The sequence below is a fragment of the Cupriavidus sp. 01L45 genome, assembly GCF_056399885.1.
Window position 1 is genome coordinate 80,464 of record NZ_JBFTSG010000032.1, and the last position, 23,125, is coordinate 103,588.

Below are 23,125 nucleotides of genomic sequence, written 5' to 3' on the forward strand. Positions count from 1 at the left end.
GATATGTCTGCTCAAGGCGAGGAAGCTTGGGATTATGTGATCGTTGGCTCCGGCGCGGGCGGCGGCACGCTCGCCGCGCGGCTCGCTGAAGCAGGCATGCGCGTGTTCCTGATCGAGGCGGGTTGCGATGCGCGCGAGCATGGGGCGGCGTGCCTGCCGGAGGATTACGAAGTGCCGGCGTTTCACGCCTGCGCCTCCGAGAATCCCGCGATGAGCTGGAACTTCTTCGTGCGTCATTACGCGGACGATGCACAGCAACGGCGCGACCCCAAGTGCGGCAGCGAAGGCGTGCTCTATCCCCGGGCCGCGACCCTGGGCGGCTGCACCGCCCACAACGCGATGATCTTTCTCTACCCCCACGATGCCGACTGGGACGGCATTGCCGCGCTGACCGGCGACCGCTCGTGGAAGGCCAGCCACATGCGCCGCTATGCCAAGCGGCTGGAGCAATGCCGTCACCGTCCGCTGTGGGCGCTTGCCCGCCGCCTGGGTTTCGATCCCACTGCCCACGGCTGGGACGGCTGGCTCAGCACGGAGCGCGCGTTTCCCCTGCAGGCGCTCACCGATGACGCGCTGACGCGCCTGATTCTCGGCTCGATGGAGATGGCGGCGCGCAGCGTGCCGAGGCGGCTCCATGCCTTGCTGCGCTTCTTCCGGTGGCAGGGCGACCCGAACTCCAGGATCTGGGGAAGACGATGTTTCGATGGCGTGTGCTATACGCCGATGACGACCAGCGGCCATGCCCGCACCGGCACGCGCGAACGGGTGCTGGAAGTCGCCGGCCGTTTTCCCTCGCGGCTGCATATCGAACTGGACGCACTGGCGACCAGGGTGCTGATCGACGCGAACGGCACCGCGTTCGGGGTCGAATATCTCAAGGGGCGGCATCTCTACCAGGCGCACGTCTCGCCAAATCCGGCGCCCGGCGTGCGGCAGGAAGTGCGCGCTCGCCGCGAGGTGATCCTGGCGGGCGGCGCGTTCAATACGCCGCAATTGCTGATGCTCTCGGGGATTGGTCCCGCCGGGCACCTCCGCGAGCATGGCATACCCGTGCGGGTGGATCTGCCTGGGGTCGGCCGCAACCTCCAGGATCGCTATGAGGTGGGCGTCGTGAGCCGGATGGCGCGGCCCTGGCAGATACTGAACGGCGCCCGCTTCGAGAGGGACGACCCGGCCTATTGCAGCTGGCGCGACCTGCGCCACGGTGTCTACACTTCCAACGGCGTCGCGATCGCGGTGGCGAGGCGTTCGCGCAAAGGCCTTCCCGTGCCGGATATTTTCTGCATGGCGCTGGTCGAGCACTTTGCCGGCTATTTTCCGGGTTATTCCAAGGTGTTCGCCCAGAGCGACGATATCCTCACCTGGGCCATACTCAAGGCGCACACGCAGAATCGCGCGGGCACGGTCCTGCTGCGGTCCGCGAATCCGCTCGATACGCCCCTGATCAACTTCCACTATTTCGAGGAGGGCGATGCCGCCTCGGACGAGGATATGCGCGCGGTGATCGAAGCCATCCGCTACGTGCGCAAGCTGGCCGTACCGCTGGCCGAGCGCGGCGTGATCGCGCAGGAGCAGCTTCCCGGCGCCCACCTGCGCGATGATGCGGAACTGGCTGGCTATGTGCGCGACAACGCGTGGGGGCACCACGCATCGTGTACCTGCGCCATCGGCCCGCGCGAGGCGGGCGGTGTGCTCGACAGCGGTTTTTCCGTGCACGGAACGCGCCGGCTGCGTGTCGTCGACGCCTCCGTTTTTCCGAGGATTCCTGGCTTTTTCCCGGCTAGCGCAATTTGCATGGTTGCCGAGAAGGCGGCCGATGTCATCTTGAACGAGACGACAACGGGCGCATAGGCAGCCGATCGACAAGGGAGGTGGAAGATGGCCTACGACGTGAGCAAGCTGCTGGCGATGAGCCAGGAACAGCTGGACGAATTGTTCCGCAACAGCCCGGCCGGCGAGATTCCGGATGGCGAAGCCACGGGCACGGCGATCATCTCGCCCGGCACGGTGTTCAGCGAGAGCATCGCAAGGATGATCAATCTTTTCGCCTGGCAGGGCAAAGTCTTCGACGCCAGGCGCGGGGTGCTCAAGAACAAGATATCGCCTTTCGGGCTCGAGGCCATCCTGGCGAAGGTGTACAAGGGTGAAAGCTGGCTCGACCAGAAGGAGTGCATTGTCCTGGACTATGCCGAGACTTCGGTCGTGGCGCACTGGATACGGGACGAGATCCGCTGCATCGCGCCGGATGCCTATCTCGGCGTTGTGTACTGGGACAAGCATCGCCTGATCGACTTTTCCCTTGTGTTCTGACCATCATGAAGCGCAGGACCTTCCTGTTTGGCGGAGTCGGCGCCGCCGGTGTGCTGCTGGTGGGCTGGTCGTTGCTGCCGCCGCGCCAGCGCCTGACGACATCGGCCCCATTGCCGGCGGTCGGCACGCAGGTCGGGCTCAACGGCTGGGTCAAGATCGCCGCGGACAACAGCGTCACCATCATGATGTGCCGCACGGAGATGGGGCAGGGCGTGCACACCGGCCTGGCCATGGTACTGGCCGACGAACTGGACGCGGACTGGGCGCAGGTGAAGGTCGAGCATGCGCCCGTGGACAAGATCTACAACAACCTGGAAGTCGTTGTCGACGATCTCCCGTTCCGGGCGGACGACGATGGCGTGGTCAGGCAAGGGGCGGTCTGGTTCACCCGCAAGCTCATGCGCGAGATCGGCGAGATGGTGACAGGCGGCTCGTCGAGCGTCAACGACCTGTGGGAGCCGATGCGCGAGGCCGGCGCATCCGCCCGCGCGATGCTGATCGGCGCCGCCGCCGCGCGGTGGAACGTGCCTGTGGGCGAGTGCCGCGCGCAGGACGGCAAAGTGCTGCACGCCTCCGGCAAAACGGCCACCTTCGGCGAGCTGGCGGCGCAGGCCGCCAAACAGCCGATGCCGGCGAAGGTGGCGCTGAAGGCGCCATCCGAATTCAGGCTGATCGGCAAGAACATGCGGCGCATCGAGGCCGCGGCCAAGATCGATGGCACCGCGCGCTTTGGCATCGACGTGCTGCCCGAGGGACTGCTGTACGCCAGCGTGATGATGTGTCCGACGCTGGGTGGTACGGTGGCGAGCTTCGACGGCTCGGCCGCGGCCGCGTTGCCGGGCATCGTCAAGGTGTTCGCGGTCGATGGCTACAACGGCGGCACCGGCGGCGTGGCGGTGATCGCCGACAATGCGTACCGGGCCATGACCGCGCTGGATGCGGTCAAGATCGTGTGGAACCACGGCCCCGCCGCCGCGCTGTCCAGCGCGGACGTGAGCCGCCGTCTGGCGCAGGCGCTGGATGAATCCGACGGCCACGCCTATTACCGGCACGGCGACGTCGATGCCGCGTTGAAATCCGCCGCGAAAACCCTCAACGCGGAGTACAGCGTGCCCTACCTTGCGCATGGCGCGGTGGAGCCCATCAACTGCACGGTGCAGGTTCGCGACGGCGCGGCCAGGGTCTGGGTCTCGACGCAGTTGCCTGGCCTGGCGCGCAAAGCGGTCGCCAGGGTGCTCGCGCTCGATGCGGAACGGGTCGACGTGCAGCCGCAACTGGTCGGCGGCGCATTCGGGCGGCGGCTGGAGGTGGATTTCATCTCCCAGGCGGCGGCCATCGCGCGCGAGGGGGGCGGCAGGCCGGTCCAGACGATCTGGACGCGCATTCAGGACACCACGCACGACTTCTATCGGCCGGCTTGCGTCTCGCGCTTCAAGGCCGGGCTCGATGGCGCAGGCAACCTCATAGCCTGGCACAACACGTCGGCCAGCCAGGCGATCGTGCCGGGCGCGCTGTCGCGTCTGCTTGGCCTGCCTCGCCTCGGCATCGACAAGACCACGACGGAAGGGGCATTCGACCGGCCCTACGAATGGCCGAACGCGAGGGTCGGCCATGTGATTGTCGACCTGCCGGTGCCGGTGGGCTTCTGGCGCTCGGTCGGCCATTCGCACCAGGCCTTTTTTACCGAGAGCTTCATCGATGAGCTGGCGGCGGCGGCTGGCAAGGATCCCGTGGCGTTCCGCGCCGGCCTGTTGGCAAAGCACCCGCGCCACATGGCCGTGTTGCAGCGCGCCGCGGAACTGGCCGGCTGGGGGCGGGCGCCAGGGCAGGCTACCGACGGCGCCGCGCGCGCGCGCGGGGTGGCGCTGCACGAGGCCTACGGCAGCATCGTCGCGCAGGTGGCGGAGGTATCGCTGGCGCCGGACAAGCGGGTGCGTGTGCACCGGGTGGTCTGCGTGATCGATTGCGGTACGGCGGTGAACCCGAACCTGATCCGGCAGCAACTGGAAAGTGCGATCATTTTTGGCCTGTCGGCCGCGCTGTACGAAGAAATCACGATCGACCATGGCCAGGTGCACCAGCGGAATTTCAAGGAATTTCCTGTCATCCACATCAACGACTGCCCGGCGATCGAAACCGACATCATGCCGAGCCAGGAACATCCGCGGGGCGTGGGCGAAACCGGCACGCCGCCGATTGCGCCGGCGGTGGCGAATGCCCTGTTTGCGCTGACCGGGCAGCGCCTGCGCGCATTGCCCTTGAAGTTTGCATGAGCTGCGGGAGAGAACCATGTTATCCCTGAACATCAACGGCAAGGCGGTGACCGTGCGGTCCGATCCGGACACGCCGCTGTTGTGGGTGCTGCGCTGCGAACTGGGGTTGACCGGCACCAAGTATGGCTGCGGCGTGGGCATTTGCGGCGCCTGCACGGTACAGATGAACGACGACCGGGGCTTCGCCTGTCAGCGCAAGGTCTCGTCGCTGGAAAAGACCAGGATCGTGACCATCGAAGGCTTGCGCGGCGCGCAGGCGCAAGCCTTGAAGGCTGCCTGGATCGATCTCGATGTGGTGCAGTGCGGGTACTGCCAGAGCGCACAGCTCATGGCTGCCAGCGCACTGCTGAAAAAAATCCCGAAGCCCAGCGATGCCGACATCGATGCGTTCATGTCCGGCATTGTCTGCCGCTGCGGCACCTATCCGCGGATCAGGGCGGCCATCCATCGGGCAGCCGGGCAGCCGCGCGCCTGAGGCACTGCCGCCTTGCGAGGGTATTTCCGGATAACGTGAACACAAAGCGCGGCCAAGACTTCAGCAAGCACCGTGGCTTGTACGCCGCCGCCGTGCTGGAGCCGCGCCGCATGCCGCCCGCGGCCCGCGAGACCTCGCCCTCCTGGCCGCTGGCGCGCTCCCATATGGCGTCCTGATCAACGCGGTGCTGACCGACCCCGGGCCCTTGAAGCTGGACGCGCCTGCGCTGCAGGTGGAGTTGCTGGCGGCGCTGTCGGCCTATCTCAATGTAAAGGCCGAGGGGGAATGACGAACCGGCTGATGGAGAAGTTGCCCGGCGCGCTGGTGCTGCGCTGGCAGTAACCCGCATTAACCAACACGGAGACCCCATGACGGACAATCCAGGCTGTGCCCACGCGGCCACGGCTGACTTTCATCGCCTGCTGGCGCGCGAACTGCCGGAGCACGACGAACAGGACTGGGAGGACGCGCAGCGCGGCTTTCTCGGCACCATCCCCGATGCCAGGGTCGCGCGCGCCAACGGCCACGGCGTGTGGAACCTGGAGGCGTACGGTTTCCTCGATGCCGGGCAGGCGCCGGATATCGTCAACCCGAGCCTGTGGCGGCAGGCGCGGCTGAACCGTATCCACGGGCTGTTCCAGGTCACGCCGCGTATCTTCCAGGTGCGGGGATTCGATATCGCCAACATCACCTTTATCGAAGGCGACACCGGCGTGATCGCGCTGGACGCGCTGACCTGCCCGGAGACTGCCGCCGCGGCGCTTGCGCTGTACCGGCAGCATCGCGGCAACCGCACGCTGCACACCGTGATCTACAGCCACAGCCATGCCGACCACTTCGGCGGGGTGGCGGGACTGGTGGACGAAGCCGACGTGCGCGCCGGACGGGTACAGGTGATAGCGCCATCCGGCTTCATGCACCACGCCATTGCCGAGAACGTGATCGGCGGCGTGGCAATGGCGCGCCGCGCGCAGTTCCAGTTTGGCCATACGCTGGCCAAGGGGCCGGCGGCGCAGGTGGATGCGGGGCTGGGCAAGACCTTGCCGTTGGGACGCTCCACGCTGATCGCGCCGACGCTGTCGATCGAGGCGGAACACGAAGTCCACGTGATCGCGAAGGCCCGCCCCAGGCCAATCCGCAGGGGCCGCCGGCCAATGCCCTGATGCACGCCATGAGCAACGAACTGTTGTTCGACGCGCTGGCGGTGCGCATCCATGGCCAGCGTGCCGAAGGCATGGCGTGCCAGCTCGGCTGGCATTTCACCGAGAGCGGCGAGCAGTGGGTGAGCACCTTGTCCAACTGCGCGCTGAGCAGCCTGCAGGTGGAGGCGGCGTCCTCGGCGGACGTGGTCATCGAAACCACCCGCGACACGCTCGACGGGCTGTTGACGCGGCGCTGGACCGTTGCCGAGGCCATGGCCGAAGGCCGCCTCTCGCTGAGCGGCGCCGTATCGCTGCTGCCGCGCTTCATGGGCCTGCTGGACCAGTTCAGCGGCAGCTTCCCGGTGGTGGATGCGGCGCCGTGGCCCGACCGCTGAGCCGGCCACGCCCGTAAAGCAGCGCCGGCGGTGACACCGGCGCTTCGCCGGCGCAGGGGTGCCGGCTGCGGCAGACGGATTGAAGTGCCGCTTGCGGCATGCTGTGCCGGGCGGGGCGCCTTCCGCGTGATGGCTGCGAGGCTCGTCCGCGGCACCCGTGCCTTTGTCCATCAAGCTGCCCGTGCTGCATCGCGGGAAACCCCCTTCGACAAGGTATAATGCCGGTTTCCCGCCAGCACGGCGCCCCAACCAGCGGCGCCGGCCGGTAGCAGCCCCTACCTCCTGCCCTCCCGACCGCTCAGACCATGGCGCATTTCTCGTGCTTCCCCGGTGCATTGGCGCTTTCCGCCTTCCGCCAGCAACGCCTGCTCACCGCCCTCAAGCAGATCGACGCCGACATCGAGTCGGTGCACGGCCAGTTCCTGCATTTCGTCGACACCGACGTGCCGCTGTCCCAGGACGACAGCGCCCGCATCGGCGCGCTGCTGACCTACGGTGCGCCTTTCGAGGCACAGACCGAAGGCGACCGTTTCGTGGTGATCCCGCGTTTCGGCACGATTTCGCCGTGGGCCAGCAAGGCCACCGATATTGCGCATAACTGCGGCTTCGAGCACGTCCACCGCATCGAGCGTGGCATCGAGATCACCGTGGTGTGCAAGAAGGGCCTGCTGCGCGGGCGCAAGTCGCTGGACGCCGGCACCCGTGCCGCCGTGGCCGCCCACCTGTTCGATCGCATGACCGAATCCGTGGTGGCCTCGCGCGAGGACGCCGCCGGCCTGTTCCAGGAACTGCCCGCCAAGCCGCTGCGCTTCATCGATATCTCCGGTGGCCGCGCCGCGCTGGCGCAGGCCAATACCGAGATGGGCCTGGCGCTGTCGGAAGACGAGATCGATTACCTGGTGGACGCCTACGCCAGGCTGGAGCGCAACCCGACCGACGTCGAGCTGATGATGTTCGCGCAGGCCAACAGCGAGCACTGCCGCCACAAGATCTTCAACGCCACCTGGACCATCGACGGCGTGCAGCAGGATAAATCCCTGTTCGCCATGATCCGCAATACCCACCAGCTCAACCCGCAAGGGTCGATCGTGGCGTACTCGGACAACTCCGCGGTGATGGAAGGCGACGTGGCCGAGCGCTGGTTCCCGCGCGGCACCGGGCACAAGTACGGCCGCCATGAGGCGCTGACCCACACGCTGATGAAGGTGGAGACGCACAACCACCCGACCGCCATCTCGCCGTTCCCCGGCGCCTCCACCGGTGCCGGCGGCGAGATCCGTGACGAGGGCGCCACCGGACGTGGCGGCAAGCCCAAGGCGGGCCTGACCGGTTTCACGGTTTCCAACCTGATGCTGCCCGATGCCGTCGAAGGCTGGGAAAACGCGCGCGACGCGGCCCAGCCGGTGGCGCACCGCAACCCCGCCGACAAGCCCGGCGTGACCGGCAAGCCGGATCGCATCGCCTCGCCGCTGCAGATCATGACCGACGGCCCGCTTGGCGGCGCCGCGTTCAACAACGAGTTCGGCCGCGCCATCCTGGGTGGCTACTTCCGCGTCTACGAGCAAAACGTCGGCGGCACCGTGCGCGGCTATCACAAGCCGATCATGATCGCCGGCGGCATCGGCAATATCGACGCCGGCCACACGCACAAGAAGGACCTGCCCGCCGGCTCGCTGCTGATCCAGCTGGGCGGCCCGGGCATGCGCATCGGCATGGGCGGCAGCGCCGCCAGCTCGATGGCGACCGGCACCAACACCGCCGACCTGGACTTCGATTCGGTCCAGCGCGGCAACCCCGAGATGGAGCGGCGCGCGCAGGAAGTGATCAACGCCTGCTGGCAACTCGGCGACGACAACCCCATCCTGTCGATCCATGACGTGGGCGCGGGCGGCATTTCCAATGCCTTCCCCGAACTGGTGGACGGCGCCGGCCGCGGCGCGCGTTTCGACCTGCGCCAGGTGCACCTGGAAGAGTCCGGCATGAGCCCGGCCGAGATCTGGTGCAACGAGTCGCAGGAACGCTATGTGATGGCGGTGGCGCCGGAATCCTTCCCGCTGTTCCAGGCCATGTGCCAGCGCGAGCGCTCGCCGTTCGCGGTGGTGGGCATCGCCACCGAGGAGAAGCAGCTGCAGCTGGTCGACGCCCATGTCGACGCCGCGCTCAAGGAACACCATGCCGTGAACATGCCGATGGACGTGCTGCTGGGCAAGCCGCCGCGCATGCACCGCGACGTCAGGCATGTGGAGCAAAGCCTGCCGCCGGTGGACGTGACCGGCATCGCGCTGGACAAGGCCGTGCGCGACGTGCTGCGCCACCCCACCGTGGCCAGCAAGTCCTTCCTGATCACCATCGGCGACCGTACCGTGGGCGGCATGAACGCGCGCGACCAGATGGTCGGCCCCTGGCAGGTGCCGGTGGCCGACGTGGCCGTGACCACGCTCGATTACAAGGGCCGCACCGGCGAAGCCATGACCATGGGCGAGCGCACGCCGCTGGCCGTGATCAACGCTCCGGCCTCCGGCCGCATGGCCATCGGCGAGGCACTGACCAACCTGGCCGCCGCGCCGGTCAAGGACCTGGGCAAGGTGAAGCTGTCGGCCAACTGGATGGCGGCCTGCGGCGTGGAAGGCGAGGACGCCAAGCTGTATGACACCGTGCACGCCGTCGGCATGGAGCTGTGCCCGGCGCTGGGCATCAGCATCCCGGTGGGCAAGGATTCGCTGTCCATGCGCACCAAGTGGCAGGACAACGGCGCCGACAAGGAAGTGGTCGCGCCAGTCTCGCTGATCATCTCGGCGTTTGCCGCCGTGGACGACACCGACCGGACCCTGACCCCGCAACTGCGCACCGATGCCGGCGACAGCGTGCTGATCGCCATCGACCTCGGCCGCGGCAAGAACCGCCTGGGCGGCAGCATCCTGGCCCAGGTGACGCAGCAGGTAGGCGACACCGCGCCGGACGTGGACAACGCCGAAGACCTGAAGAACTTCTTCAACGTGATCCAGCGCCTGAACCGCGAGGGCAAGCTGCTGGCCTACCACGACCGTTCCGACGGCGGCTTCCTGGCTGCCCTGGCGGAAATGGCCTTTGCCGGCCATTGCGGCCTGTCGCTCAACGTCGACATGCTGGCGCTGGACCCGGTCCAGGAGCAGGACTTCGGCGACGCCAAGAACTGGGCCCAGCAAATCTCCGGCCGCCGGGACGAGCAGACCCTGCGCGCGCTGTTCTCGGAGGAACTCGGCGCGGTGATCCAGGTACGCCAGGAAGAGCGCGATGCCGTGTTCGCCGTGCTGCGCGAGGTTGGCCTGTCGGCATGCAGCCACGTAGTGGGCAAGCCCAACACCACCGACCAGATCGAGATCTACCGCGACGCCAAGAAGGTGTTCGGCGCCGCGCGCGGCGAACTGCAGCGCACCTGGAGCGAAGTCAGCTGGCGCATCGCGCGCCTGCGCGACAACCCCGCCTGCGCCGATAGCGAATACGACCGCCTGCTCGACGCGGCGGACCCCGGCATCTCGCCGGTACTGACCTTCGATCCGGCGGAAGACATTGCTGCGCCGTTCGTGGCAACCGGTGCGCGTCCGCGCGTGGCGATCCTGCGCGAGCAGGGCGTCAACTCGCAGATCGAGATGGCCTACAGCATGGACCGCGCGGGCTTCGACACGCACGACGTGCATATGAGCGACCTGATCGCGGGCCGCGCCAACCTGGCCGAGTTCTCCGGCTTCGTGGCCTGCGGCGGCTTCAGCTACGGCGACGTGCTGGGCGCTGGCGAAGGCTGGGCCAAGACGATCCTGTTCAACGCGCAGATGGCCGAGCAGTTTGCAGCCTTCTTCAACCGCCAGGATACGTTCGCGCTGGGCGTGTGCAATGGCTGCCAGATGATGAGCAACCTCGCCCCGATCATCCCGGGCGCGGGCGCCTGGCCCAAGTTCACGCGTAATCAGTCGGAACAGTACGAAGCGCGCTACGTCACCGTGGAAGTGCAGTCCTCGCCGTCGATCTTCTTCGCCGGCATGGAAGGCAGCCGCATCCCCATCGTGGTGGCGCACGGCGAAGGCTTTGCCGACTTCTCGCAGCAAGGCGACAAGAGCCAGGCCCAGGTGGCGCTGCGTTTCGTGGACAACCTCGGCGCACCCACCCAGACCTATCCGCTGAACCCGAACGGCTCGCCGGACGGCATTACCTCGGTGACCACCACGGATGGCCGCTTCACCGTGCTGATGCCGCACCCGGAGCGCGTGTTCCGCACCGCCACCATGAGTTGGGCGCCGGATGCCTGGAAGCAGGTGGCGGATGGCGGCAGCCCGTGGATGCGCATGTTCCGCAACGCGCGGAAGTGGGTGGGTTGAGCGGTTTGCCGCTGGCTCGCTGGTAGAAAAGAGAAAGCTCGCCTCGCGCGGGCTTTTTCTTTTGCTAACGGGCGTGCATGGCGAAGACGGGGGCAAAAGGAGCAGATTCCGGTCACGCCACCATCTGCGTACTCCAGGCCTGATACACGTAATACAACGGCCGCTGCGGATCCGATAGTTTTGCGCGAGCCGGTGCCGCGCCCCGGAGCTGCATGGTGACCAGCACCATGCGTGCCGCCTTGACGGCCGAATAGCGGTCGCGCAGCGGCAGCAGCGGCAGCACGGACCGCCATTCCGGTGGCAGGCCATCGTGGCTGAAGGTGCCGAGCGCGCAGTAGCCCCAACCCTCGGAGGTGAGGTGCCAGAGTTGCCGGTAGGCGCTGCCTGAAGCCATGGACTCGCTCTTTCCCATGCCGTCGCCCGCGGCGGGAGATCACGCGGGTGAGGGCAATGCAGTGTGCGCGCCAGCCATGCGGCGGGAGGCGCATTCCCCTGATCTTACTCAGGTGTCGGCATGGAGGGAATGCCCGTGGCCCGGGCTTGGTGGTATGCGGCACATACGCGTTGCCGCGGGATCACCTGGCAGGCAAGGGAATGACGCCTGGTGTGATCCCGGAGTACCGCATGATCCATGTGGCTCATCGGCGTCTGCGAAAGATTGGCAGTACATCACCTGTGGTACGCCGCATGAGCCAGGGCGCGTCTGGCGGCCGGCGTTTGCTGCCAGCTTGAATGCCGGCAAAAGCCGGCCGGACCCGCGATCCTGGTTTTTCAGGGCGGACGCTTTGGTCGCATTCGCCGATGGGCCCGGCCATTGTTAGTGCCAGCCGGCCACTACACCCACTACACCAGGCCATCCAGCAAATCCGGCCCGAACACTTCCCGATGCACCCGCTCAGCCTTCACTCCCCGCGCGTGCAACGCTGCCCGCTGCGCCTGCATGAACGGCAGCGGCCCGCACAGGTAAAAGTCAGCATCCGCAAGATCGTCGTCCGCCAGGATCACGTCGATATCCATGCGGCCGGGCAGGGCGGGTTGCGCGAGGAATTCAGCGGGCTCCGCCGACTCCAGGAAGAAATGCGTCCGCAGCTTCGGCAGTTTCCGCGCCGCGTGCGTGACATCCTTCAGGTGGGCCACATGCGAGACCTTGCGCGCCGCATGGCCGAACACCACCTTGCGCGAAGGATTGCGTTTCGCCACGGCATTCAGCGCGGAGATCATGGGCGTGACACCGACGCCGGCGGAGAGCAGCACGATGGGCGTGGCCGGCTCAATGCGCGGCGCGAAGTCGCCGAAGGGCTGGCTGACCATCAGCACGTCGCCAGGGCGGGCGTTGTCATGGAGCCAGTTGGACACGGCGCCGGCGGGCAGGGTGTCGCCGTTGCCGCTGTCGCGCTTTACCGAGATGCGCCAGGTCTTTCCGTTGGGCGCGTCCGACAGGCTGTACTGACGTTGCTGGAAGGCGCCGGGTGCCAGTTCGACCACGACCGAGATGTACTGGCCCGGCAGGAAATCTGCCAGCGTGGTGCCACCGACGGCTTCGAGCGTGAAGGCGGTGATGTCGGCGCTTTGTTCTTCGCGGGCAACGATCCGCACGGGCTGGCGGTGGTCCGGGCCGGTCTGCGCGCGCTCGTAGAGGCGCGTTTCCGCGGCGATCAGTTCGGCGGCCAGCAACCAGTAGGCTTCATCCCACGCGGCTACCAGTGCCGGGGTGGCGGCGTCGCCGAGCACTTCGCCGATGGCGCCGAGCAGGTGGCGGGCAACGATGGCGTAGTGGCTGGGCTTGATGCCGACCGAGGCGTGCTTGTGAACGATGCGGTTGACAACCGGGGCCAGGGCGCTGTTGTCGCCGTAGTTGGCGGCGTAGGCAAAGACTGCGGAGGCGAGCGATTGCTGCTGCGAACCGTTGGCTTGGTTGCCCATGTTGAACAGGTTGGTCAACTCGGGCCGATCGGCAAACATGTTGCGGTAGAAGGTCTGGGTGATGGCCAGGCCATGTTCCCGCAGGACGGGGACGCTTGCGTCGATCAGTGGTCTCGATTTTTCAGACAGCACGACAACCTCCAAAGATGTACGATAGATGCAACAAAAAAGCGAAAAAATGCCGCGGCATTCCGCGGTGGCGGCGTGCGATGTGGTTGCGACGCCTTGGGAAGGATTTTATTAAACATGCATTTGTAATGCAACATAAAGTTTGTGGCGGTGCGGAAAGATGCATCCGGGGGCCATGTTAGACTGCGGCGGCGTTGCGCAAAGCAGCGCTGCGCCTGCCGCAGAGCCATCCTGGCTGCCACGCATACCATCACCGCCGCAAGCCGGACCCAAGCCATGAGACTGACTGACTACACCGACTACAGTCTGCGGACCCTGATCTATGTCGCGGTCCACCCAGGCGAGCTTGTGACCATCCAGCGCATCGCGGATGCGTTCGGCATTCCCAAGAACCACCTGATCAAGATTGTGCAGAAGCTTGGCCAGGCCGGCTTCCTGCACACGGTGCGCGGGCGCGCCGGCGGCATCGAGCTGGGCCGGCCGGCGGCGCAGATCAATGTGGGCGAGGTGATCCGCACCATGGAGTCGGATTTCCACCTGGTGGAGTGCTTCCAGGGGGATGACAACCATTGCGTGATCACGCGCGTGTGCGGCTTGCGGGGCGTGCTTGCCGCCGCGCTGCGGGCATATTTCGAAGTGCTGGATGCCTACAGCCTGCAGGATCTGGTGGAGAAGCCCGCGGCGCTGAGCCGCGCGCTTGGACAGGACGGGGCGGCCACCATGGTGGGAATTCCCGTGAAGAGCGTGATGCGCAAGGCCAGGCCTGCCCGGGCAGCGCCAGGCGATGCAGGTGAGCAGTAAGTAGCCGGGACCCCGAAGCGGAGGCCTGCACTGGTTACCCGAAATGGCGCCGTAGTGGCTATTGTCTGCGCCCGCTGGCGGCGCTAGTCTGCCGTATGCGGCCAGCCGTCCGGCAGGGCCGGCAGGGGAGATCGGGATGACATTGCGGCTCGACAGCCACCGGGCCAACCGGCTCAGCACCGAACTATTGATTCGCCTGGACAGGCGCAACCAGCGCTACCGGCTTGAGCATTCGCTGGTGGATCTGGTGCGCCTGCGTGTGTCGCAGGTCAACGGCTGTCCATATTGCATCGACCTGCATTCGGCGCGGGCGCGCAAGGACGGCGAAATGGCGGCGCGGATCGATATGCTGGAAGTCTGGCGTGAGACGCCGCTGTACACCGACCGTGAGCGGGCGGCGCTGGCGTGGGCCGAGGCGGTGACGGACATCGCCGGCACGCATGTGCCGGATGCCGTCTGGGAGGCGGTACGGCCGTATTTTTCGGAGCGGGAGATCGTGGACCTGACCTTGCTGGTCACGGCGGTCAATAGTCTTAACCGCTTCGGCATCGCGTTTCGCCGGTCTCCCGTCTAGGTGAAGGGAGCCGGGAGCCGGGACACTGCCATGCGCGGGGTCTGGAACGGGCATGCCGGCAGGCCCACGCCCGCAGGTCCTGGCCACCAGCTTATCGGGGCAGCGGCTGCTTGATTGGATCGCCTTCGGCGGCGATGCCAAACACCAGTAGTCTGGCCGGCTTGGTCTTGCTGGCGTTGCGGGTGACGAGATGCCGCGCGCCGGGCGCTTCGTACCAGCTCTGGCCCTTGCCATAGGTCCTTTCGGGCTCGCCGCCGAGTTGCGATACCACGGTACCTTCCAGTACATAGGCAAAGATCGATCCGGGGTGGACATGGGGCTCGGACTCCTGGCCGGGTGCGAATGTCACTGTTGCCAGCAGGACGTTCTTGCCCGCGGCCTCAGGGATCGGCTGTTTCATCAGCGGCTGCACGCTTTCCTCTGACTTACCGGGTTGTCCGTCAGGCGTATGGGCAAGGGCACTGCCCGCGCCCGGCAACGCCAGCACGGCCGACACTACTGTCGCAATCGCCAGGCGGGACACGGCCCGTCCAATCTGCAATCGGGTCATCGTCATTGTCTCCCCTGGCTCAGGCCGGCGTCTTGCGGAACGAGATGGCGAAGCGGTTCCAGCTATTGATCGCGGAGATCAGCAGCGTCAGGTCGACCAGCTCGGCGTCGCTGAAGTGCGGGCGGACGGCTTCCCAGGCGGCGTCGGGCACGTGGTCCTGCGCGACCAACGTGACTGCCTCGGTCCAGGCCAGCGCGGCTTGCTCGCGCGCGGAGAAGAAGGGCGTTTCGCGCCAGACCGACAGGGTGGCCAGGCGGCGGTCGTCTTCGCCGCCCTTGCGCGCGTCGGTGGTGTGCAAGTCGATGCAATAGGCGCAGCCGTTGATTTGCGAAGCCCGCAGGCGCACCAGTTCCACCAGCGGCTGTTCCAGTCCGCTCTTGCCGATGCGTTCCTCCAGCCCGATCAGCGCCTTGATGGTGGCGGGGCTGGCTTTGTAGAAGTCGAGACGTTGTTCCATGGTTTGCTCCTGGTTTGCGCCGCCGGGTTGGCTGCGCGACAGGAACAAGATTAGGACGGCAACTGGTTATAAAAAATAGCCACTTTTTTGTAATTTAAGGTAGCCAGTGATGGCCATCCATCGCCCCGGCCAGTTTTTCCATGCCGGCGTGAATGTCGGCCACGCCGATGCCGCCATAGCCAAACAGGATCCCGGGTGTTGGCCGTTGCCCTGCGTACATGCCGGAGATGCCGTACAGGCCGATGGATGCGGCGGCGGCACGTGCGATCAGCGCCTGCTCATCCTGCTCCGTCTTCAGCCGGGCAACCAGGTGGATGCCGGCGGCCGGCGCGAGCGCCGTGAACCAGCGGCTCAGCGGGCCGTCCAGGTGCGCAAGCAGCGCGGTCCGGCGCGCGGCATATTCCTTGTGCATGCGCCGCAGATGCTTGCCGAAATAGCCGTCGAGCATGAACTTGGCGAGGGCGGTCTGCGTCATGGTGCAGCTATGCCAGTCGCCGACCTGCTTGGCGCGGCGTACCGCTGTGGCCAACGGTGCCGGGGGGATCACGTAGCCAATGCGCAGTTCGGGAAAGATCGTCTTGGAGAAGGTGCCCACGTACGCCACCACGCCGGTCTTGTCCAGGCTCTTGAGCGACTCCATCGGGCGGCCCATGAAGCGGAATTCACCGTCGTAGTCGTCTTCCAGCAGCAGCGCACCGCGGCGTTGCGCCCATTCCAGCAGCGCGACGCGGCGCTCCATGCTCATGGCCATGCCCAGCGGGAACTGGTGCGAGGGCGTGACGTAGACAATGCGTGCGTTGCCGGGCAGGGCGTCCACCACCAGCCCCTCGGCATCGACCGGGACGTGCGCCACCTGCGCGCCGAGCGCGGAAAATGCGATGCGCGCGGGCGGGTAGCCGGGATCTTCCACCGCCACCACATCGCCTGGGCGGATCACGACCCGTGCCATCAGGTCGATCGCCTGCTGCGCGCCTTGCGTCACGATGACGTCCTGCCAGTTGCTGGCCACGGCGCGGCTGAAAGCCAGGTAGCGCGAGACCGCCAGGCGCAGCTCCTGCTCCCCGGCGGGATCCCGGTAGGTGCCGCGTCCGCGGGCCTGCACGCGCAGCGCGTGGCTCACGCAACTGCGCCATTTATCGAAGGGAAACAAGGCCTTGTCTGTGACGCCGCCCACGAAGTCGAACGCGGGCGCCGCGCCGGGCGCCGTCATCGGCAAGGCGTCCGGCAACGTCTCCCAGATCGAGCCGGAGCCGGGACTCGGGGAGACCGGTGCCGGCGCCGGTGCCAGGCGGGTCATCTCGTGCGCCACGAAGGTGCCGTCGCCGGCGCGCGAGCGCAGGTAGCCCTCGGCAATCAACCGCTCGAACACATCGAGCGTGGTCTTGCGCGAGATGCCGAGCTGCGTGGCGAGGTCGCGGGTAGACGGCAGTCTCTCGCCCGGCGCCAGCCGTCCGTCGACGATACCCGCGCGCAACTGGCGATAAAGCTGGCCGGCCAGGCCCTGCCGGCCGTGAATAGTCAAATGGACGTCCATTTGCTGGCTACCTGAGACGGAGAAAAGTTCATTGATTTTAGTAGCCGCTCATGCCATCGGTGAAGGGGCGCTGGAGGGGGGCTTGGCCCGGGCCCTGGCCGCTCAGCCGTCCCGCCCGTCGGCGCGTGGCCTGGTCAGGTAGGGCGTGTATTTCACCAGGTAAAGCAAGAACGCCGCCATCCACAGCGCAGCGGCCCCGGCTATCCAGAACGGCTTGTATTGCGGCAGCAATAGCGGCCCCAGGACGCGGAAGAGGGCAGCCGTGCCGATGCACGCATAAGCCGCTTTCTCCATCTGGCCGGCCTCCAGCTTGCGGCCCGTATGGCCCAGCGCGGTGCGCGTGATCATCCCCAGGATGGCGCAACCGATCGCGCCCACGGTGAGCGCGTGCAAGGCCGCCGAGCGGTCGGCCCAGCCAAGTGCGGCGGCCGCCAGCAAGAGCAGGCCCAGCGGCAGGCAGCCGTAGGCGAGGTGCAGGATGGCGATCAGGGGCTTGCCTGCCGTGCGCCGCGAGCTCCAGCCGCCCAGTCGCACGGCTTGCGCCAGCGCGGCCAGCAGCGCGATCGCGGCGGTGGCCATGCCGCGCGGCGCCAGCGTGCAGGCGGTCATCGCGGCCAGCGTCAGCGCCACAACGCTGCGCTCGATAGCCGCCGAGCGCCGGATGCGTACCCCTGGGACCGTGTTGGCGGTGAACATCGGGATCACGCGCCCGCCGATCACGGTAATGAAGATGACGATCAGCCCGATCCCCGCATCGGCGCTTTGCAGCGCGAGCAGCACGGCGCCGTTGGCCAGCGCCACATGGAACACCGCATTCAGCGCCCACAGCAGGAACAACGCGGCGGCAAGCCCGTAGTTGCGCGTACTGCCGGCGCGAACCAGCACGCGCAGGAAGCTGGCCGCGCAAAGCAGCAGGAAGGCCAGGTCCAGCCCCGCCGCAACGGCTGCCGGCCCGGTCCACATCAGCACACGCGCCGCTAGCCAGACGGCAGCGAGGCAGGCCAGCAAGCCGCCCTGCGGTGTTTGCAGGCCTGTCCAGTTCTTGCCGGCAGTGAACAGGAAGCCGACCACGATCGCGGCGGCAAAGCCGAACACCATCTCGTGCGCGTGCCACAGCATGCCGCCCATGGCCGGCTGCGCACCGGCATGGGGCCACCAGCCCAGGTAGATCGCGGTCCAGACGCCAACGGCCACCACGGCAAAGGCGGCCGCCAGCAGGTAGAACGGCCGGAACGCCAGCGCAAGGACGGGATGGCCGTGATAGCGCGTGGTGGCGTGGCTTGCCGGTGGCTGGTTTTGCGCAAGGGGCAGCATGGTTCGGCTCTCAATGTGTCGGGTGGAATTCGGGATGCGGCAGCCGCCAAGGCGGTGTCGCAGCGGCCTCGCTTGCCAACCGGCGTTACCGGTGTTACCGGCGCTTCATATCGTGCGGCGCAGCAACCCGATAACGATTCTATAAAACAAGCATTTTAAATGCAACATAAAGACCGATGGCGAGGCTCGGATCCGGCATGACAATTTGCCGCTGGCCGATAGCGACCGGGCGCTGGCGGAGCCCGTGCTGGGCATCCTGGAACGTATGCGCGCGCTGCGCTCTGATCCTGTGTCCTTCGATCCCGCGGCGGCAGAGCGGAGCTTCAGTTTTTTCATCATCGATGCGGGCGTGGCGCAGATGTTGCCGCCCATCATCAACCACCTGGCGGGCGCGGTCGGAATGCCTTGCCGCAACGCGGGCGGCACCAGCGTCAAGGTGTCCACGGTGGTGGTGTAGCCCGAGCGAATGAAGAACACCACTGCAAAACCGGCGAAGGCCAGGGTAGCAGCACGCGCATCGGGGCACGGCATGATTTTGCCCGGCACCGGCGCAAGGAAACCGTCGCGCGCTTTTAAATAATTAAAAATGATGCGCTCAGGCGGCCGAGAATTTGCCGAGCAGGCGGATGAACTCGTCGAACTCGCTCTTGGTGAAATCCTTCAGGCGCGCATTCAGCACCTCGGGGGCGATCTCCGGGATCTGTTCGGCAACGCCATGGCCCTTGGCGGTCAGCTCCAGGTTGACCACGCGGCGGTCGTCCACGCTGCGCGAGCGGGTCAGCAGGCCCTTGTGCTCCAGCTTGTCGAGCATGCGGGTCATCAGGCCGGTGTCGATCACCAGCAGCTTGCTGAGTTCGAACGGGGTGGTGGCGACGCCTCGGGACAGCGACAGCAGGATGCCCATCTGCTGGGCGGTGATATCCAGTTCCTTGAGGGCGGCGTCCATTTCCATCAGCACAAGGTTGCGGGCCTTGTTGAGGAAGAACCCCACGCTCTGCGTGAGGCGAAAGTTCTCTCTGGTGTAGTGCTTCATGGGCGCCTCCTGTTTGCTGGATGGATATTATTTGATAAGTCAGATAAATTCAAGGTCAGAATCTGCGGATTTTCAGTGAGCCGCCGGGGCGGGAGTGAGGGCGAGGAACGGGCCGCTTCCGGTAGCTAGCCACCCAGTCCGCGGTTCGCAAAATACCGGGCCGGCGAGTCGCCAAAAGCACGGCGGAACATGGCGATGAAGTTGCTCGGCGTGGCGTAGCCCAGGGTCTCGGCCACAGCGGCCACGGCTTCGCCGCGTGCGAGCCGTTCCAGCGCCAGGGTCAGGCGAGCCTGCTGGCGCCAATGGGCAAAGCTCAGGCCAGTCTCTCCAAGGAACAGGCGGGATAGCGTACGCGGCGACATGCCCGCCCAGTCTGCCCACTCCACCAGGCTGCGATGGTCATCCGGGCATCCCAGGATGGCATTGCTGATCCGCAGCGCGCGCCGGTCGGTTGGCAAGGGCAGATGCAGGGGCTCGCGCGGCGCCTGCCGGATCTCGTCGAGCAGTACCGCGGCAATGCGCTCCTGCGCAGGATCCGGCGCGAAAGGCGAGGGCCAGGACGCAGCACGGCTGATCAGCGCGCGCATCAGTTCGCTGGTTCCCAATACGCAAGGCAGGCGCGGCAGGTCCTGCGCCGCGGAGGGGGCAATCCACACGTTCCAGCCGCCCAGCACGCCGCTGATGGTGACGCGATGCGTCTCGCCCGGCGGCATCCAGCCAGCGCGCTGGGCGGGCAGCAGCCAGGAGCCGTGGCGGGTGCGGACATGCACCAGGCCGTTGTCGATGCAGAACAACTGGCCGCGCACGTGGCTATGCCAGTCCAGCTCACGCGTGCCAAGTCGGAATTCGTTGTCGGTCCTGTCGGCACCGCGCATGGCGATCAGGGCAGGGCCGCCCGCTTGCTCGCTCGAGTCGGCAAAGGAGGCGAGCAGGGTCTGGGTTTCCGCCTGCGGGGACGCGTCGTCAGCGTTAGGGACCGCAGGATGGGCTGGGCGGGAAGGCATGGCCGGAATTCAATATTTTTAGGCGTGATAACGTTATCGAGTCTACCCGCTTCCACTGGATACTGCATGCGAGGCGCCTTATTCAACGCGTCAACCTTTACCCGCAGCGCAGGAGAGCGACATGCAAGCACAGGCTTCCAGCTTCCACATCTACGACGTATCGAACTTCCCCCTCGTGGTCGGCCGCGCCGAAGCCATGCAGGCTACGCCGCCCGGTGGCGCGACGAGATGACGGCCCTGGTCGGGCAGGACCGGGTCTTTGTGCTGATCCATGCCGCACGGGACGAAGAAGCGCACGAGGACCGCAAGCAACGCGCGCTATGGCTCAAACAGCACAAGGCGCCACTCGGGAGAAGCTGCAGGGCGCTGATCCATATCGAACCCGACCCGGACAAGCGGGCGGCAATGGCCGAGCAGGCGCAGATGGCGGTCAAGGCCTTTGGCGTGCCCGTGGCGATGGCCGCCACCATGGCGGAAGCGCTGGCGCTGGGCAACGATGCCCTGGCTGCCACGACCACGGCGAATGCGGTTGCCGGAGTGCAAGATGGCCCCGCGCGCTGAACGCCGGGCGGGCGCTGTGGCGGCGCAGCGCGCCTTGATGGCGAGGCCCATGCACATCACCATCGTCGGCGCCGGCCTGGGCGGCTTGTGCCTGGCGCAAGGGCTCAGGAGGCATGGCATCGCCTTCGATGTCTACGAGCGCGATGCGGCACTGGACAGCCGCACGCAGGGCTACCGCATCCGCATCGATCATCGGGGCCAGCAAGCCTTGAAGGCCTGCTTGCCGGCAGACCTTTTCGCCTTGTTCAAGGCAACCGGCGCGATGCCGGTGGAGGGCGTCAATGTGGTTGACACAGGGCTCGATGCCGTGACCGGAATGTGGGTGGAGTCGTGGCGGCGGGCCGGGAACGAAGGCGCTGGAAATGTTGAAGAGGACGACCTGAGCGTGAACCGCCAGACGCTGCGCGAAGTCCTGCTGTGCGGCATCGAGGACCGTGTGCATTTCGGCAAGGCGTGCGTGCGTTACCGGGAGTGCGAAGACGGGCGCGTGGCCGCCGTGTTTGCGGATGGTTCATCCGCCGTCTCGGACGTGCTGGTGGCGGCGGATGGCGTCAATTCCCAGGTGCGCCGGCGCCGTTTGCCGGGCGCCACCCCGGCGGATACCGGGTGCGCCTGCCTCTATGGCAAGACTTGCCCGACGCCTGCCGCGCTGGCGCGGATCTCCGGCGTGCTGCGGGACAGGACTTCTATCGTCTTCGGCGATGGCCTCGCGGTCATCATCGATCCGATGCGGTTCCGGCCGCAGCCCACGGGCTACCGCCTGGGCGAGTGCGAGGACTATCTCTACTGGGCCATCGTCGGCGCCCGCGAGAGCCTTGGCATCGGCTGGGAGGGTGGCGATGCGTTGCGCCAGGACGAACTCGCCGCGCGCATCGAGCGCGTCACGGCAGACTGGCACAGCGGGCTGCGGGCGCTGTTCCAGCTGGGCGATCGCGCCTCGCTGGCCATGCTGCCCGTCAGGACGGCAGACGTGCCGCCGGCCTGGCCGACCAATGCGGTCACGGTGCTGGGGGATGCCATCCATGCGATGAGTCCCGCAGGTGGCCTGGGGGCGAATGCGGCGCTGCACGATGCCTACCTGCTGGCGCGGCAACTGGGCGAGGCCGCCGCCGGCCACTGTTCGCTGCGCGCGGCCATCGGCAGTTACGAAACCGCCATGCGGGAACACAGTTCGCACGCCATCCTGGCTTCGCAGCGCGGTACGGAAATCTTGCTTGGCTACGGGGGCCGGCCCCATGCGCCCAAGCGCGTCCTGGCTGGCTAGGCGCCACGGCTTGCGGGGCGGCAATCGGAATCGTGCCGACGCCGTTCCTGCATGGCGACGCCGACCAGATCGTGCCGATCGGGGCGGCGGCCATGCTGGCCTCCAGGCTGGTCAGAAACGCGACGCTGAAGGTCTGCCCGGGCGCATCGCATGGGATGTGCGCGGTCAACGCAGAGCAGGTCAATGCAGACTTGCTTGCCTTTTTGCAGGGGTTGCACGGATGAAGCCGCGACAGGCATAAGTGCAGGCCGCGCGGCTAGGGGAGGAGGCCGCGCGGGTTCGCTGCGGTAGGCGCGCCATGGTGGATATGCGTTGCCGCTTGCGGAGCGGCAACGCGGATGCCAATTACTTGGAAGACTTCGCGCCGTCCGTATAGGGGTCGGCCTTGCCGGCCTTCGCGCCGTCCGTATAGGGATCGGCCTTGCCAGCCTTGGCACCGTCGGTGTACGGGTCGGGCTTGGCCTGGTTGGCATTCAGGTCCATCTGGGTGGATTGCTTGGCGCCATCCGTGTATGGATCGAACTTGCCGGATTTCGCGCCGTCCGTATAGGGGTCGGCCTTGCCTGCCTTGGCGCCGTCGGTGTACGGGTCGAACTTCTTTTGCTGGGCATAGCTCAAGCCTGAAGCCGTCGCGGCGGCGATAAGTAACGTCATCGTGAGGACTTTGCGCATCTCTTGCTCCGGTGGTAGCGAGGACCCTGTACTGCATCCCGCAAATATCATCGTAGGAGTGATTTCATGCTGCCTGAAGTAAAACGTTGTAAATCCTTGTTGCTGGCATTTCGGCGATTCCCTTTTGGGCCGGAGGGTGCGGGCACACGTTGATGGACGTGCAAATCCTGCTCGAGCGCCCGTGACGACATCGTGCGCTTGCAGATGGCTTGCAAAAAACCCCTTGACTATCTATCTACCAGTAGATAATATTCAGGACATGGAAGCCACTGCTCCGCCCCAGCAAGAAAGCTGAAGCAGGAAAGAGGATCCAGCGCAACACCCGGGGAATCCCCGTTTTTTTGGGCCAACCAGTCTATCTA

Annotated in this window: 22 protein-coding genes and 1 pseudogene; 14 read left to right on the plus strand and 9 right to left on the minus strand. The window is 66.5% G+C overall.

All coding sequences use genetic code 11. From position 1 onward, the window contains the following. Positions 1-3 precede the first annotated feature (3 nt). From AC1DT6_RS21955 to purL, 8 genes are all read left to right on the plus strand, one after another. Complete coding sequence (locus tag AC1DT6_RS21955) at positions 4-1,851, plus strand: GMC family oxidoreductase (RefSeq protein WP_441634096.1); 1,848 nt, start codon at positions 4-6, stop codon at positions 1,849-1,851. 27 nt (positions 1,852-1,878) lie between these two features. Next, positions 1,879-2,310, plus strand: a complete 432-nt coding sequence (locus AC1DT6_RS21960; RefSeq protein ID WP_441634094.1) for a hypothetical protein — start codon at positions 1,879-1,881, stop codon at positions 2,308-2,310. Positions 2,311-2,315: 5 nt separating this feature from the next. Then, positions 2,316-4,583 carry a xanthine dehydrogenase family protein molybdopterin-binding subunit gene (locus AC1DT6_RS21965; protein ID WP_441634092.1) on the plus strand — a complete coding sequence of 756 codons (2,268 nt, stop codon included), beginning with the start codon at positions 2,316-2,318 and terminating at the stop codon, positions 4,581-4,583. A 16-nt stretch (positions 4,584-4,599) separates the two neighbouring features. Next, the gene (locus AC1DT6_RS21970; protein ID WP_441634090.1) at positions 4,600-5,058 is read left to right on the plus strand and encodes a (2Fe-2S)-binding protein; all 459 of its coding nucleotides are present in this window, start codon (positions 4,600-4,602) and stop codon (positions 5,056-5,058) included. Between the two features lie 35 nt (positions 5,059-5,093). Beyond that, complete coding sequence (locus AC1DT6_RS21975; protein ID WP_441634088.1) at positions 5,094-5,234, plus strand: hypothetical protein; 141 nt, start codon at positions 5,094-5,096, stop codon at positions 5,232-5,234. Positions 5,235-5,426: 192 nt separating this feature from the next. Then, a complete protein-coding gene (locus tag AC1DT6_RS21980; RefSeq protein WP_477114889.1) occupies positions 5,427-6,221 on the plus strand; it encodes an MBL fold metallo-hydrolase in 795 nt (264 codons plus the stop codon). Between the two features lie 8 nt (positions 6,222-6,229). Beyond that, entirely contained in the window at positions 6,230-6,595 is a 366-nt protein-coding gene (locus AC1DT6_RS21985; RefSeq protein ID WP_441634084.1) for an alkyl sulfatase C-terminal domain-containing protein, read from the plus strand. Between the two features lie 305 nt (positions 6,596-6,900). Beyond that, positions 6,901-10,947: a phosphoribosylformylglycinamidine synthase gene (gene purL, locus AC1DT6_RS21990; RefSeq protein WP_441634082.1), complete on the plus strand. Its 4,047-nt coding sequence runs from the start codon at positions 6,901-6,903 to the stop codon at positions 10,945-10,947. 112 nt (positions 10,948-11,059) lie between these two features. Here purL and AC1DT6_RS21995 read toward each other — a convergent pair whose 3' ends face one another. After that, complete coding sequence (locus AC1DT6_RS21995; RefSeq protein WP_441634080.1) at positions 11,060-11,341, minus strand: hypothetical protein; 282 nt, start codon at positions 11,339-11,341, stop codon at positions 11,060-11,062. A gap of 449 nt (positions 11,342-11,790) precedes the next feature. Further along, complete coding sequence (locus AC1DT6_RS22000; protein ID WP_441634078.1) at positions 11,791-13,002, minus strand: globin domain-containing protein; 1,212 nt, start codon at positions 13,000-13,002, stop codon at positions 11,791-11,793. A 273-nt stretch (positions 13,003-13,275) separates the two neighbouring features. On the opposite strand from AC1DT6_RS22000, the gene AC1DT6_RS22005 reads away from it, so the two are divergent. Beyond that, entirely contained in the window at positions 13,276-13,800 is a 525-nt protein-coding gene (locus tag AC1DT6_RS22005; protein ID WP_441634076.1) for an RrF2 family transcriptional regulator, read from the plus strand. A 136-nt stretch (positions 13,801-13,936) separates the two neighbouring features. Next, on the plus strand, positions 13,937-14,374 hold the full coding sequence (locus AC1DT6_RS22010; protein WP_441634074.1) for a carboxymuconolactone decarboxylase family protein: 438 nt from the start codon (positions 13,937-13,939) through the stop codon (positions 14,372-14,374). Positions 14,375-14,465: 91 nt separating this feature from the next. Here the strand turns inward: AC1DT6_RS22010 and AC1DT6_RS22015 are convergent, their stop codons facing one another. The 4 genes from AC1DT6_RS22015 to AC1DT6_RS22030 form a co-directional block, all read right to left on the minus strand. Beyond that, positions 14,466-14,924 carry a cupin domain-containing protein gene (locus AC1DT6_RS22015; RefSeq protein ID WP_441634072.1) on the minus strand — a complete coding sequence of 153 codons (459 nt, stop codon included), beginning with the start codon at positions 14,922-14,924 and terminating at the stop codon, positions 14,466-14,468. 19 nt (positions 14,925-14,943) lie between these two features. After that, positions 14,944-15,381, minus strand: coding sequence for a carboxymuconolactone decarboxylase family protein (locus AC1DT6_RS22020; RefSeq protein WP_035871037.1), 438 nt, complete (start codon positions 15,379-15,381; stop codon positions 14,944-14,946). A gap of 94 nt (positions 15,382-15,475) precedes the next feature. Further along, positions 15,476-16,915 (minus strand): MocR-like pyridoxine biosynthesis transcription factor PdxR, encoded by a 1,440-nt coding sequence (gene pdxR, locus AC1DT6_RS22025; protein ID WP_477103191.1) that lies wholly within the window; start codon positions 16,913-16,915, stop codon positions 15,476-15,478. 102 nt (positions 16,916-17,017) lie between these two features. Continuing rightward, positions 17,018-18,229 carry an NnrS family protein gene (locus AC1DT6_RS22030; protein WP_441634067.1) on the minus strand — a complete coding sequence of 404 codons (1,212 nt, stop codon included), beginning with the start codon at positions 18,227-18,229 and terminating at the stop codon, positions 17,018-17,020. 205 nt (positions 18,230-18,434) lie between these two features. Here AC1DT6_RS22030 and AC1DT6_RS22035 point away from each other — a divergent pair, with 205 nt between their 5' ends. After that, complete coding sequence (locus tag AC1DT6_RS22035) at positions 18,435-18,686, plus strand: hypothetical protein (protein WP_441634065.1); 252 nt, start codon at positions 18,435-18,437, stop codon at positions 18,684-18,686. Positions 18,687-18,824: 138 nt separating this feature from the next. Here the strand turns inward: AC1DT6_RS22035 and AC1DT6_RS22040 are convergent, their stop codons facing one another. Continuing rightward, entirely contained in the window at positions 18,825-19,262 is a 438-nt protein-coding gene (locus AC1DT6_RS22040; RefSeq protein WP_441634063.1) for a MarR family winged helix-turn-helix transcriptional regulator, read from the minus strand. Positions 19,263-19,387: 125 nt separating this feature from the next. Next, positions 19,388-20,266 (minus strand): AraC family transcriptional regulator, encoded by an 879-nt coding sequence (locus tag AC1DT6_RS22045; protein WP_441634061.1) that lies wholly within the window; start codon positions 20,264-20,266, stop codon positions 19,388-19,390. A 228-nt stretch (positions 20,267-20,494) separates the two neighbouring features. On the opposite strand from AC1DT6_RS22045, the gene AC1DT6_RS22050 reads away from it, so the two are divergent. The 3 genes and pseudogenes from AC1DT6_RS22050 to AC1DT6_RS22060 all read left to right on the plus strand — a co-directional run. Further along, entirely contained in the window at positions 20,495-20,827 is a 333-nt protein-coding gene (locus AC1DT6_RS22050) for a hypothetical protein (RefSeq protein ID WP_441634059.1), read from the plus strand. A 49-nt stretch (positions 20,828-20,876) separates the two neighbouring features. Next, a complete protein-coding gene (locus tag AC1DT6_RS22055) occupies positions 20,877-22,091 on the plus strand; it encodes an FAD-dependent oxidoreductase (RefSeq protein ID WP_441634057.1) in 1,215 nt (404 codons plus the stop codon). Between the two features lie 32 nt (positions 22,092-22,123). Next, positions 22,124-22,315 (plus strand): annotated as a pseudogene (locus tag AC1DT6_RS22060) (alpha/beta fold hydrolase); the annotation flags it as partial. A gap of 121 nt (positions 22,316-22,436) precedes the next feature. On the opposite strand, the gene AC1DT6_RS22065 reads toward AC1DT6_RS22060, so the two are convergent. Continuing rightward, a complete protein-coding gene (locus AC1DT6_RS22065) occupies positions 22,437-22,763 on the minus strand; it encodes a hypothetical protein (protein WP_441634055.1) in 327 nt (108 codons plus the stop codon). Between the last annotated feature and the right edge of the window lie 362 nt (positions 22,764-23,125).

Excerpts from the sequence above, each read along its gene's own strand:
- AC1DT6_RS21955 (WP_441634096.1), top strand. The coding sequence starts at position 4 with ATGTCTGCTCAAGGCGAGGAAGCTTGGGATTATGTGATCGTTGGCTCC.
- AC1DT6_RS21960 (WP_441634094.1), top strand. The coding sequence starts at position 1,879 with ATGGCCTACGACGTGAGCAAGCTGCTGGCGATGAGCCAGGAACAGCTG.
- AC1DT6_RS21965 (WP_441634092.1), top strand. The coding sequence starts at position 2,316 with ATGAAGCGCAGGACCTTCCTGTTTGGCGGAGTCGGCGCCGCCGGTGTG.
- AC1DT6_RS21970 (WP_441634090.1), top strand. The coding sequence starts at position 4,600 with ATGTTATCCCTGAACATCAACGGCAAGGCGGTGACCGTGCGGTCCGAT.
- AC1DT6_RS21980 (WP_477114889.1), top strand. The coding sequence starts at position 5,427 with ATGACGGACAATCCAGGCTGTGCCCACGCGGCCACGGCTGACTTTCAT.
- AC1DT6_RS21985 (WP_441634084.1), top strand. The coding sequence starts at position 6,230 with ATGAGCAACGAACTGTTGTTCGACGCGCTGGCGGTGCGCATCCATGGC.
- purL (WP_441634082.1), top strand. The coding sequence starts at position 6,901 with ATGGCGCATTTCTCGTGCTTCCCCGGTGCATTGGCGCTTTCCGCCTTC.
- AC1DT6_RS21995 (WP_441634080.1), bottom strand. The coding sequence starts at position 11,341 with ATGGCTTCAGGCAGCGCCTACCGGCAACTCTGGCACCTCACCTCCGAG.
- AC1DT6_RS22005 (WP_441634076.1), top strand. The coding sequence starts at position 13,276 with ATGAGACTGACTGACTACACCGACTACAGTCTGCGGACCCTGATCTAT.
- AC1DT6_RS22010 (WP_441634074.1), top strand. The coding sequence starts at position 13,937 with ATGACATTGCGGCTCGACAGCCACCGGGCCAACCGGCTCAGCACCGAA.
- AC1DT6_RS22015 (WP_441634072.1), bottom strand. The coding sequence starts at position 14,924 with ATGACCCGATTGCAGATTGGACGGGCCGTGTCCCGCCTGGCGATTGCG.
- AC1DT6_RS22020 (WP_035871037.1), bottom strand. The coding sequence starts at position 15,381 with ATGGAACAACGTCTCGACTTCTACAAAGCCAGCCCCGCCACCATCAAG.
- pdxR (WP_477103191.1), bottom strand. The coding sequence starts at position 16,915 with ATGGACGTCCATTTGACTATTCACGGCCGGCAGGGCCTGGCCGGCCAG.
- AC1DT6_RS22030 (WP_441634067.1), bottom strand. The coding sequence starts at position 18,229 with ATGCTGCCCCTTGCGCAAAACCAGCCACCGGCAAGCCACGCCACCACG.
- AC1DT6_RS22040 (WP_441634063.1), bottom strand. The coding sequence starts at position 19,262 with ATGAAGCACTACACCAGAGAGAACTTTCGCCTCACGCAGAGCGTGGGG.
- AC1DT6_RS22045 (WP_441634061.1), bottom strand. The coding sequence starts at position 20,266 with ATGCCTTCCCGCCCAGCCCATCCTGCGGTCCCTAACGCTGACGACGCG.
- AC1DT6_RS22050 (WP_441634059.1), top strand. The coding sequence starts at position 20,495 with ATGACGGCCCTGGTCGGGCAGGACCGGGTCTTTGTGCTGATCCATGCC.
- AC1DT6_RS22055 (WP_441634057.1), top strand. The coding sequence starts at position 20,877 with ATGCACATCACCATCGTCGGCGCCGGCCTGGGCGGCTTGTGCCTGGCG.
- AC1DT6_RS22065 (WP_441634055.1), bottom strand. The coding sequence starts at position 22,763 with ATGCGCAAAGTCCTCACGATGACGTTACTTATCGCCGCCGCGACGGCT.